Below are 11,244 nucleotides of genomic sequence, written 5' to 3'. Positions count from 1 at the left end.
AATTATGTATTTTACATTAATTTTCAAAAAAAATTAATAAAGACTAAAATGATGTTTAAAGGGGTAATTGTAGTATGTTAAAACTGGCAACTATTGAATTCTTTTTTAGAGTTATTCCAGAAATGATGATTTTTATGTGGGGAGTTTATGTGATTTCCAGGGAAAAGTTTAAATTAAAGAATTATATATTTGCTACTCTTATTTTAGCTGCAATTACCTTTGGAGTGAGAGAACTTCCTATACATTATGGGGTACATACGATACTGAATAATGTTTTAACTATTTGTATTTTAATTGTTATAGGGATACCTATAATAAAAGGGGTTTATAGTACATTAGTGTTGACTTTACTACTATTAGCATCTGAAATGCTAAACTATTTATTACTCTCTATATTTAAGATAAATATAGAAGTTCAATTAAGTAATATAGAGATGAAATTAATTTTGTACACCCCTTCACTAATTATACTTACTATTTTTATTTACTTTATTAATAAATTATTAAAAAAGAGAGAAGGTATTGATAGTGTTTCTAACGGAAAGAGTAGCTAGTAATATAGGAATAAAATCAAGAAAGATTTTAAACATTGATGAAAATCAAGAGAAAATTATAGTATATGGTGCTATTAGTCTACTGCAGATAGTTTGGAGTATAGGGTGGACTGCTATTTTTGGTTTAATATTTGGAGTATTTTATGAGGCTATGCTATTTTCAATTATTATAAGTGCACTAAGAAAATATTCAGGTGGCGTACATGCTTCTGCTCCTAATATATGTGTAATAATAGGAACAACTATATCAGTTGGGTTTGGAATTATCATGGACAAAATTCTGATCAGCATCGATACTTCAATTATGATAATAGTTGGTATTGTTTGTGTATTGATAGCTCTTATAATTATCATAAAGAATGCACCTGTGGATAGTCTTAAGAAGCCTATTACTAATCCTGTTATAAAACAGCGCTTCAAACTTTACTCCATAATACTTATTTGTTTTTATATGCTTTGTATGATAACTCTAATAGAATTTTACTCGGCATATGGAAATTTAATGTATTTTAAGGCTTTTCAATGTATTGCATTTGGTGCCTTGTGGCAAGCAATTACACTTACAAGCATTGGAGCAGTGATTTTAAATAAGGTTGACGCTGGTTTAAAATATATTTTAGGAGGTAATTAAAATGAAAAGAAAAATGGTAGCACTTATTGCAAGTATCTGCACTGTTATGGCTTTATCAATATCTGCATCAGCATGTGTATATGCATACTATCAACCAGAAGAACCAGAAGCTTTAAGAAAGTAATTAAATAATTACTAGAAAAACATCCTTCACATAGAAGATATGGTATTAATCATATCTTCTATGTGTGAGATGTTTTAAGTATTTTTATGGTATTTGGAGGTAACAAATGAAAGGGACCAGTGAAGTAAGTGAAAAAAATATAGGTATAATGATATTGATTGTAAAAATTGCTATGATATTTTTTGCTGAAATTACTATATATAAAAACCTGCCAAATTATTGGTCGTTATTTGGTGGAAGTAATGGAGCTTTTAATTTACAAGCAATGATATTGTTAATATGTAATACAATACTAATATATATATTTTGGATTGTTATGCGTAAAAAAATGATATATAAAAATCAAAAGTATGATGCATTTTCATGGATTGAAATATCCTTCTTCGTAGCTTTTTTATCATTCTCCATGTACCTTTCTAATTCCTATGAAAGTGAAGTGAAATACATATTCTTACTTTTAATTATAACCTCTGTTATTCAATATGGCTTACGTTATGGAATGGTTACAACTCTAATTTCTTCTTTTATAATACTAGGCTTTGATTTTTTATATGCTCCTATTATAAATGGAATTAATAATAATTTTGAAGGGGATTTAATTATTACTGGAATCTATGTATTTATAACCTGGATTCTTGGATATTACGTGGATTTTGAAAAAGAATATAAGCTGCGAACTACTGAGCAGATTAACATATTAAGTAATGAATTAGAAGAAAGCCACAAAAGTAGACATGACATTGAGGAGGCTCTATTAAAAAATAACATATGCTTTGAGATGTTATTTGAAAATGCACAAAATGCTATTCTAGTACATAAAGATGGGCAAATATTTTATGCTAATGAAAGGGCAGCAAAGCTTTTAGGCTATGAGAATGCGGAAAAGTTAAACGAAATATTTATGTATGAGCACTATCCCACAGAAGATAAGGAAAAAATAAAAAATAAGTATATAGATATATGCAATAATAATTTATCAAATGTTATAGAAGATGAAGATATAATAGACTATTTAGGAAATGCTATTTCGGTACGTAATACTTCGTCATTTTTTATTTATGAAGGTAAGCCAGCAGTACTAACCTTTTTACTTGATATAAGCTCTGAAAAACAAATACAAAACCTGATGAAGGATATAGAAACCAATGAGAAGCTTTTAAATGAAACAAGAGAGTATAATGCCCTTATTACTGAATTTTTAACAAATATTTCTCATGAGTTAAAGACACCAATAAATGTTATTTATGTAGCTCTTCAAACTATGCACATATATTTTGATGATTATAGCGAGAAAAGTATAAATAAATGCAAATCTTATGTAAATATGATGAAGCAAAATTGTTTTAGGCTTATAAGGTTAGTTAATAATCTTCTTGATGTAACTAAATTAGATTCAGGATTTTTAACCTTGAATAAGGTAAATGACAATATTGTAAGAGTAGTTGAAGATATTACTCTTTCAGTAGCTGCTTATATAGAAAGTAAAGATATAGAACTTATTTTTGACACCGACGTGGAAGAGAAGGTAATGGCTTTCGACCACGATAAAATAGAAAGAATAATTTTAAACTTACTATCTAATGCCTTTAAATATTCTCCATCAGGAGGAAAAATTTTAGTTAGTTTTCAGGATAAAGGATCGACAATTGCTATATCCATAAAAGATGAAGGAGATGGAGTACCAGAAGATAAATTGGATTTTATTTTTGAGCGTTTTGGACAAGTAAATAAATCTCTATCAAGACCAAATGAAGGCTCTGGCATAGGACTATATATAGTAAAATCCTTTGTAGAAATGCACGGTGGTAAAATAAGTGTTTCAAGTAAAGAGGGTGTCGGCAGCGAGTTTACTATTGAGCTTCCTGTAGAAGTAATTAATATAGAAGATCACATGAAAAATACGATTTTTGAAACTAATGTGGAAAGAATTAATATAGAATTTTCTGATATATATTCAATTTTAAATTAGATATAGCAACTGCAATATATTTTAAAATTATCCCTGGTTTATAAAGATAAACATTTTTAATAATTTAATATTATGCTATAATATAAATATGAAATTATTAATAAAGCGAACAATATATTAATAATTTGTGATTAAATATGTACCGTTATTAATATATTCGTTTTTGGAAGGGGGATTATAATGTATGCAGTTATCTTATTTTTAGGAGTAATTTTATTAATAGTTGTTTTAAGCAGGTATAAGGTAAATAAAAACCTTGTAATACTAAGAGAATATGTATCAGAAATATCTAAAGGGAATTATTCTTATACTATAAAGAAGGACAATTTAAACGGAATATTAAAGGATATATTTTATAAGGTTGATGAATTAAGAAACAACTTAATACAGAATGTTTTTGAAAGTCAAGTTATTGGAAATCAAGTAAGTTCTGTATCACAACAATTAACATTTACTTTAAATGAGAGTATTAATTTTACTGAGAAACTTACAAAAGAAGCAATAGAGATGGAAAAACTAAATACTTGCAGTTATGAGGATATAAAATTAGTAATAGATGAGATAAAAAATGTTGCAATAATGCTTGAAAATATAAAAATATCTTCAAATGATATGGATAATACTAGTATAAAGTCAAAAGAGATAATAGATAACAGCCTTTCTGAAATCATGGGAATAGTAGATTATGTAAAGGATATTGAAAAATCTACTGATGTTACAGTAAAGTATATTGAAGAATTAAAGGATACTTCTAATGAGATTAAATCTATTCTTGAGACAGTAGCTAAGATTGCTGGACAAACTCAGCTGTTAGCTCTTAATGCATCAATTGAATCTGCCAGAGCAGGAGTAGCAGGAAAAGGCTTTGCGGTAGTGGCTAATGAAATAGGAAAGCTATCTGAAGATAGCAAAAAATCAGTAGCATTAATTTCTGAACTGGTATACAAAATAACTAATCAGGTATCTCATGTTATTGAAGCTGTTAAACCTAATGTGTTAAATGTGAAAAAAAGTGTAGAATGCTCAGAAAACATTGAAAGCAGCTTAAATAGTATCAAAGATTCCTACGATGTAGTACAGGTTAAGATAACAAACATTATAGATAGTTCAGATAAAGTATATGGTTTAGTAAACAGTATAAATGGAAAAATAAATGTAGTTGAAGAATCTGTTGATGATTTAAGGGAAAGCGTTAAAGATGTTAATGAATCTATAATAAAACAAAATGACAATATTAAGGATATAAGCGCTATGGGAGAATTTATTAACAAGGTTTCTCAAAATCTTTCATCTCTTGTGGAAAAAGCAGATATTAATTTATTAGAAAGTAATTCTCAAAAGTTTCAGGCTAGTGCAGAGAATGCTTTAAATTTAATAAAAAGTGAAATATTGTCTTTAGAAAGCTTCACAGCATTAGAATACAATTTTCATAAAGATGTTTTAGATAAGTTTATGAGTAAATATGATTTTATCGAAGCTATATGGACCAATGATAGCAAAGGAAAGTTTATATATTCTAATCCTCCAGCTGGAATTGTAAATGCAAAGGTTAGAGAATGGTTTAAGGAAAGTATTGAGGGTAAAGAATTTGTTTCTTCCTTGTATATTTCTGCAATTACTCACAATCCTTGTATAACAGTTTCAATGCCAATAATGGACAAGGGAATTTGTAGTGGAGTAATAGGTGCTGACCTTAGAATAAGTGTTGAATAATTTGTATTAAGGTGTATAATTATTCATATAATAATTTACATTACCTATAGGGGGCTTTCTAATGTTTAGCAAAGATAGTGATACAAATGTTCAAAGAGCAGATATTTTAATTCAAGCATTGCCATATATTCAAAGATTCAATGGGAAAACTGTTGTAATAAAGTATGGCGGCAACGCTATGATAAATGAAGATTTAAAAAATACAGTTATTAGAGATATTGTACTAATGAACTGTGTTGGAATTAGAGTTGTTATTGTTCATGGTGGAGGACCAGAAATTAATGATTTTCTAAATAAGATCGGGAAGAAGAGTGAATTTATAAATGGTCTAAGAGTAACAGATGAAGAAACTATAGATGTTGTACAGATGGTTCTTGCAGGAAAGGTTAACAAGGATTTGGTTTCTTTAATTCACAAAAATGGTGGAAAAGCTGTAGGACTTTGCGGAATAGATGCAGGTCTATTAAAGGCAGAAAAAATGAAAGGCAAGGATGGAGCAGATATCGGATATGTAGGAAATGTAGTTGAAGTTGATGATGCAATTATAGAAAACTGTTTAAATGGAGGCTACATACCAGTTATTTCAACAGTTGCTCTTGGAAAAGAAGATGGAAAAGTTTATAATATAAATGCAGATTTAGCTGCAGCAAAAATAAGTGTGAAGCTAAACGCTGAAAAGTTCATTCTAATTACGGACGTTCCTGGGGTACTAACAGACCCAAAGGATGAAAGTACTTTAATACCCCAGCTAAAGGTTGAGGATATACCTGAATTAATCAAAAGAAAGGTTATTTCTGGAGGAATGATTCCTAAAATTGACTGCTGCATTGAAGCAGCGAATGGCGGGGTAAAAAGAACCCATATTATCGATGGGAGAGTAACTCACTCCTTATTGCTTGAAATTTTTTCAAACGAAGGTGTAGGGACAATGATTTATTGATAAAATCATTGCCCTTTAAGCATTTCGATAAATACTTTAATAGTTTTTAAGCTGGAGTTTTCTTTGGATAATATATACGAAAAATTACGATTATACTCTTTTGAAGTATCTACTACAGATACTTCTTTGTTTTTTATTGGATTGTCCAGCACAAAGGCAGAGATTATGGTAGCTCCTAAATTATTTCTTACAGCTTCCTTTACTGCATAGTTGCTTCCGAAAATCATTATATTTTTGGGAATGATATTATTAGAGGATAAGAAAAAGTGAAGATACTCACCGGTACCTGAGCCTTCTTCACGGCTTATCCAAGTCAAGTTCTGAAAATTATCAGGACAGAAGGATATTTTTGAAAGAGGATGATTGTAAGGTAAGGCTAAAACCATTGTATCTTTATAAAAATAATCATGTATGAAGCTGTTTGAGGGTACCATACCTTCTACTAGCCCTAAATCTAATTCCAGATTTTTAACCTTCTCACATATATGTTGAGTATTTTCTATAGTAACAGACAAGTCTAGGTTTGGATATTTTTTAGAGAACTTTCCTAAAAAGGAAGGTAAAAAATATTCACCTATGGTAAAGCTAGCTCCGATTTTTAGATGCCCCTTTACAACTTTTGAATAGTCCAAAAGCTCTTCTCTTGTTTCTTCAAGTAATCTAACAATTTCCTTTGAACGATCATATAGTAATTTTCCGCTTTCGGTAATAATAATATTCTTTTGTTTAACTGAACGTTTAATTAAGGTGGTTTGGAAATATTCTTCTAGGTGCTTTATATGTAAGCTTACACTAGGTTGAGATAAGTTAATTTCTTTAGCTGCCATAGTAAAGCTTTTATAATAAACAACAGAAATAAAGGTTTTTAATTCTTCAAGCAAACTATTCACCTCCTGTAAAATCATTAGAATTATTAATGATTATTATTAAATATATATATTTTACTTATGGCTATAGTTTTATTATACTTTAAAATATACAAAAATTCATTTATATTTTAAGTACTTAAAATTAATTTGCACAAAGGGGAATGATCTATGTTGAAAAATATAAATTTAAAGGATATATTTGAAATCCTGCCTGGATTGTTAATTTGTATAGCAATAGCTTATTTAGGTAAATTTATGGCAATATATATGCCGAGCGTTGGGGCTGGATCCTTAGCTATTTTCATAGGAATGGCAGTGGGGAATACCTTTGGAAATAGAAAAGAATTATCTAAAGGCACAAAGTTTTCTGAAAGCAATTTATTGTTTTATTCAATTATACTTTTAGGTGGAACTTTAAGTGCACAAACTTTAATGGAATTAGGCTTAAGGGGAGTAACTTTCATAATTATTCAAATGAGTATAACTATTATAGGGGCAATTTTTATAGGAAAAAAGCTAGGTTTTTCAGAAAACTTTCGTTATCTTATGGCCAGTGGAAATGCCGTTTGTGGTTCTTCTGCTATAGCGGCAACTGCTCCGGTTATAAATGCTGATGATAAGGACAAGGGTATCACTATTACAATAGTAAATGTTACAGGAACTGTTCTTATGCTTTTGTTACCTCTTCTTGGGAAATTAATATTTTCTTTAGACACTTTAAAAACCTCTGCTTTAATAGGAGGAGTTCTTCAATCTGTTGGACAGGTTGTTGCCAGTGGAAGCTTAGTTAATGAGGGAGTAAAGGATTTGGCAACTGTATTTAAGATAGTTCGTATTATATTTCTTGTAGTTGTTGTTATAGTGCTAGGTAATCTAAAAAATAGAACTTCAAGGGAGGGGAACTTACAAAATAAAAGTAGTAAAGGTAAGATAGTTAAGATACCTTGGTATGTAATTGGATTTTTCATTATGTGTTTTCTATTTACCATTGGAATTATATCTCCAGAAGTATCTAAAATGTTCAAGAAAGTTAGTAACATTTTTGAAATAATAGCCTTAGCAGGAATAGGAATGAGGGTTAACTTTAGAGAATTATTAAAACAAGGAGCAAGGGCATCTTATTATGCAATAACTCTTGCAGCAGTTCAAATAATTTGTGCAATTAGTTTGATAAGTATCTTATTAAAAAAATAGCTTTATAGTATATTTAATTAGTAATGGGGATATTAAAAATTAATATATAAATTCTAAATATTATGTTAATAAAGGGGATGAAATTATTTTGTGATATACTGTAGTAAAGTGAGGTTAGGTGTATGAAAAAAATTAGTATTTGCATAGGAAGTGCGTGTTATCTGAAGGGTTCTAATGAAATTATACAAGTTTTTCAAGATAAAATTAAAGAATATAATTTAGAAAAAGAAGTGGAATTAATTGCAGCCTTTTGCCAGGGAGAATGTGTAAAGGCTGTAGCAGTAAAAATTGATAATAATCCAATTATTTCTGTCAATCCGGAAGAAGCAGAAAAAGTATTCCGGGAGTATATATTAGAAGGGGAATAAAAATGGCAGTAATTAATTTTTCTAAGGCCAATTGCATGAATTGTTATAAGTGTGTTAGAGAATGCCCTGTAAAAGCTATTAAAGTTAAAGATGAACAGGCACAAATAGTAGAAGAATTGTGTATTGCTTGTGGGAATTGTTTAAGAATATGCCCACAAAATGCTAAAGAAATTCAAAGTGAGCTTGTTACAGTTAAAACCTATATCAATAAAGAATACAAGGTTGTTGCCAGTGTAGCCCCTGCTTTTATTGGAGCTTTTAAGTTTGACCATGCAGGTCAATTTGTAAGCGCTTTAAAAAGGCTTGGATTTTCTCACGTAGAACAAACAGCAGTAGGAGCAGCATTAGTATCAAAAGAATATAGTGAATTTTATAACAATCCTTGCGAAGATAATTATATTACTACAAGTTGTCCTGGAGTAAATTATTTAATTCAAAAATATTACCCAAGCCTCATAGCTTCTATGATACCAGTAATATCACCTATGGTTTGTCATGGGAAAACTATTAAAGAAAGATATGGAGAAGAAGCAAAAGTTGTTTTTCTAGGACCATGCCTAGCTAAAAAACTAGAAGCAATAGAAGACAACAGCATAGATGCAGTGCTTACCTTTGATGAGCTTAATAAGTGGTTTCAAAAAGAAAGAATAGTTTTAAATGAGCTTCCTATAGAAAGCTTTGATGCAGAGGATTTAGCTGCCAGTATATATCCAATAGCTGGTGGAATATCAGCAACCTTAGATAAAAAAATAGACAAGAAAATATTTAAAGTAGATGGTATAGATAATTGCGTACAAGTTCTAGGTTCTTTAGAAAAGAATGAAGTTAAAAGTACTTGGATTGAAATGAATTTATGCAATAATAGTTGTATTAATGGACCTGCAATGCCTGAAGAAGCGGAAAATTTATACTTAAGAAAGTATAAGATAGAAAAGTATGTCCATAATTGTGAAAAAAATAACAAAAGTTGGCAGCAGAAGGAGGTTTCCATTAATAATGCTTATCTAAAAAAGGAGTTTATAAATCTAAGTTCAAGTTTTGCAATTCCTAATGAAGAGGAAATAAGAGGCTTATTAAAGGATATAGGGAAGATTCGTGAAAAGGATGAACTTAACTGCGGTGCTTGCGGTTACAATACTTGTCGTGAAAAGGCCATAGCAGTTTATAATGGGATGGCTGAGAAAAACATGTGCCTACCATATATGAGACAAAGAGCTGAAATGCTGACTAATGTAATTTTTGATGTTACTCCAAATGCTATTTTTATTTTAAATGATGATTTAGATATAATTAATTTTAATCCTTCAGCAGAAACATTATTTAATGTAGCAAGGGATTTTGCGTTAAAGAAACCTGTTACTATACTTATGGAAGATGATGATTTTATTGATGTTAGAGATACAAAAAGATCTATTCTATCTAAAAAAGTAAAGCTAAAGCATTATAATCTTACAGTTCTAGAGACGGCAGTATATATTGAAGAACATAAAGCTATTTTAGTTATCATGATTGATATAACTAACAATGAGAAAAAAGAAAAAAAATTAGAGGAGCTAAAATTAAATACATTAGACATGGCTCAAGAAGTTATTGATAAGCAAATGAGAGTAGCTCAGGAAATAGCTAGTTTGCTTGGAGAAACTACAGCAGAGACAAAGGTAATTTTAACAAAACTAAAGAAAATAGTTCAAAGTAAAGAGGATGATATTTAATGAATAGCTTTATTGATATAGCAGCTGAAAGTCTCAACAAATTAGGAGAAGAACTTTGTGGAGATAAAACAGAGTTTTTTAGGACTAAAGATGGCATTATTGCAGTTTTATCTGATGGATTAGGAAGTGGAGTTAAGGCGAATATTTTAGCTACACTTACATCAAAGATAGCTATTACTATGTTAAAAGAAGGCTTAGAAATTGAAGAAGTAGTAGATACTATAACTAATACCTTGCCTATTTGTAGTGTAAGAAAGCTAGCATACTCTACTTTAAGTATAGTTAAGATTTTTAATAATAGACAAGCTTATATTGTTCAATTTGATAATCCAAATATATTTTTTATGAGAAATGGGAAGATTATAGATTTACAAAGTAAGGTTATAGAAATTAATAATAGAAAAGTTAAGGAAAGTATAGTAAGTTTAAAAGAAAATGATACTTTGGTTTTGGTAAGTGATGGAGTAATTCATGCAGGGGTAGGAAAAGTGTTGAATTTAGGATGGCAGTGGTCACATGTTGCTGATTATTTAGAAAAAGTTGTTGAGAATAATAATTCCGCAAAAGCCATTACAAATAGCCTTCTAGGTGCTTGTGCAGATTTATACTTAAATGAACCGGGAGATGATACTACAGTAATGACAATAAAGCTTAGAAGGGCTGAACATGTTACTTTATTTTCTGGGCCTCCTGAAAATAGAGCAAAGGATAGTGAAGTTGTAAAAGAGTTTATTAGTAATGAAGGAATGAAAATAATTTGTGGTGGTACTGCCGCAAATATTGTATCTAGAGAAATTGGAAGGCAACTTGTAACAAGCTTTGAAATTTATAATAAGAAAATTCCACCAACAGCAAGCTTAGAGGGAATAAACCTAGTTACAGAAGGGGTATTGACTTTAAATGCAGCAGTTGAAAAGCTAAAGGCCGTAAAAAGTTCTAAGGACTTGTCGTTTTTGTATAAGAAGGACGGTGCTTCAAGACTTGCAAAGATTATAGCAGAGAATTGCACCCACCTAAAAATGATTATTGGGAAAGCTACAAATCCTGTTCACCAAAATCCAAATTTCCCTAGGGAATTAAGTATAAAATTAAAGGTGCTAGAAGAACTAAAAAAGGCAGCAGAGGAAATAGGGAAAATAGTTACAATAGAATATTGTTAGTGAATAATAG

Annotated in this window: 11 protein-coding genes; 10 read left to right on the top strand and 1 reads right to left on the bottom strand. The window is 29.8% G+C overall.

Annotation, left to right across the window (positions count from 1 at the left end):
- The first annotated feature begins 74 nt into the window (after positions 1-74).
- The 6 genes from CLHOM_RS07740 (at position 75) to argB (ending at position 5,931) form a co-directional block, all read left to right on the top strand.
- Positions 75-554: a hypothetical protein gene (locus tag CLHOM_RS07740; RefSeq protein WP_052221129.1), complete on the top strand. Its 480-nt coding sequence runs from the start codon at positions 75-77 to the stop codon at positions 552-554.
- Positions 529-1,185 carry an accessory gene regulator ArgB-like protein gene (locus CLHOM_RS07735; RefSeq protein WP_052221128.1) on the top strand — a complete coding sequence of 219 codons (657 nt, stop codon included), beginning with the start codon at positions 529-531 and terminating at the stop codon, positions 1,183-1,185. Before CLHOM_RS07740 ends, CLHOM_RS07735 begins: the two co-directional genes overlap by 26 nt.
- Position 1,186: 1 nt before the next feature.
- Complete coding sequence (locus CLHOM_RS07730) at positions 1,187-1,309, top strand: cyclic lactone autoinducer peptide (RefSeq protein WP_052221127.1); 123 nt, start codon at positions 1,187-1,189, stop codon at positions 1,307-1,309.
- A 106-nt stretch (positions 1,310-1,415) separates the two neighbouring features.
- On the top strand, positions 1,416-3,278 hold the full coding sequence (locus tag CLHOM_RS07725; protein ID WP_052221126.1) for a sensor histidine kinase: 1,863 nt from the start codon (positions 1,416-1,418) through the stop codon (positions 3,276-3,278).
- Between the two features lie 180 nt (positions 3,279-3,458).
- Positions 3,459-4,991 carry a methyl-accepting chemotaxis protein gene (locus tag CLHOM_RS07720; protein WP_052221125.1) on the top strand — a complete coding sequence of 511 codons (1,533 nt, stop codon included), beginning with the start codon at positions 3,459-3,461 and terminating at the stop codon, positions 4,989-4,991.
- A 61-nt stretch (positions 4,992-5,052) separates the two neighbouring features.
- Positions 5,053-5,931, top strand: coding sequence for an acetylglutamate kinase (gene argB, locus CLHOM_RS07715; RefSeq protein WP_052221124.1), 879 nt, complete (start codon positions 5,053-5,055; stop codon positions 5,929-5,931).
- A 5-nt stretch (positions 5,932-5,936) separates the two neighbouring features.
- On the opposite strand, the gene CLHOM_RS07710 is transcribed toward argB, so the two are convergent.
- Positions 5,937-6,812 (bottom strand): LysR substrate-binding domain-containing protein, encoded by an 876-nt coding sequence (locus tag CLHOM_RS07710; RefSeq protein WP_052221123.1) that lies wholly within the window; start codon positions 6,810-6,812, stop codon positions 5,937-5,939.
- Between the two features lie 156 nt (positions 6,813-6,968).
- On the opposite strand from CLHOM_RS07710, the gene CLHOM_RS07705 reads away from it, so the two are divergent.
- The 4 genes from CLHOM_RS07705 to CLHOM_RS07690 all read left to right on the top strand — a co-directional run bounded on the left by CLHOM_RS07705 (position 6,969) and on the right by CLHOM_RS07690 (position 11,234).
- The gene (locus CLHOM_RS07705) at positions 6,969-7,994 is read left to right on the top strand and encodes a YeiH family protein (protein ID WP_052221122.1); all 1,026 of its coding nucleotides are present in this window, start codon (positions 6,969-6,971) and stop codon (positions 7,992-7,994) included.
- 122 nt (positions 7,995-8,116) lie between these two features.
- The gene (locus CLHOM_RS07700; RefSeq protein ID WP_052221121.1) at positions 8,117-8,362 is read left to right on the top strand and encodes a (2Fe-2S) ferredoxin domain-containing protein; all 246 of its coding nucleotides are present in this window, start codon (positions 8,117-8,119) and stop codon (positions 8,360-8,362) included.
- A gap of 2 nt (positions 8,363-8,364) precedes the next feature.
- Positions 8,365-10,074 (top strand): [Fe-Fe] hydrogenase large subunit C-terminal domain-containing protein, encoded by a 1,710-nt coding sequence (locus CLHOM_RS07695; RefSeq protein WP_052221120.1) that lies wholly within the window; start codon positions 8,365-8,367, stop codon positions 10,072-10,074.
- A complete protein-coding gene (locus CLHOM_RS07690) occupies positions 10,074-11,234 on the top strand; it encodes a SpoIIE family protein phosphatase (protein ID WP_052221119.1) in 1,161 nt (386 codons plus the stop codon). Before CLHOM_RS07695 ends, CLHOM_RS07690 begins: the two co-directional genes overlap by 1 nt.
- Positions 11,235-11,244: the final 10 nt, after the last annotated feature.

Origin of the sequence: Clostridium homopropionicum DSM 5847 (assembly GCF_001263795.1) — a bacterium.
Lineage (GTDB): Bacteria > Bacillota > Clostridia > Clostridiales > Clostridiaceae > Clostridium_H > Clostridium_H homopropionicum.
The sequence above is the reverse complement of the archived record's forward strand: the minus strand, read 5'-3'. Positions and strand labels throughout refer to the sequence as shown.

Excerpts from the sequence above, each read along its gene's own strand:
- CLHOM_RS07740 (WP_052221129.1), top strand. The coding sequence starts at position 75 with ATGTTAAAACTGGCAACTATTGAATTCTTTTTTAGAGTTATTCCAGAA.
- CLHOM_RS07730 (WP_052221127.1), top strand. The coding sequence starts at position 1,187 with ATGAAAAGAAAAATGGTAGCACTTATTGCAAGTATCTGCACTGTTATG.
- CLHOM_RS07725 (WP_052221126.1), top strand. The coding sequence starts at position 1,416 with ATGAAAGGGACCAGTGAAGTAAGTGAAAAAAATATAGGTATAATGATA.
- CLHOM_RS07720 (WP_052221125.1), top strand. The coding sequence starts at position 3,459 with ATGTATGCAGTTATCTTATTTTTAGGAGTAATTTTATTAATAGTTGTT.
- argB (WP_052221124.1), top strand. The coding sequence starts at position 5,053 with ATGTTTAGCAAAGATAGTGATACAAATGTTCAAAGAGCAGATATTTTA.
- CLHOM_RS07705 (WP_052221122.1), top strand. The coding sequence starts at position 6,969 with ATGTTGAAAAATATAAATTTAAAGGATATATTTGAAATCCTGCCTGGA.
- CLHOM_RS07700 (WP_052221121.1), top strand. The coding sequence starts at position 8,117 with ATGAAAAAAATTAGTATTTGCATAGGAAGTGCGTGTTATCTGAAGGGT.
- CLHOM_RS07695 (WP_052221120.1), top strand. The coding sequence starts at position 8,365 with ATGGCAGTAATTAATTTTTCTAAGGCCAATTGCATGAATTGTTATAAG.
- CLHOM_RS07690 (WP_052221119.1), top strand. The coding sequence starts at position 10,074 with ATGAATAGCTTTATTGATATAGCAGCTGAAAGTCTCAACAAATTAGGA.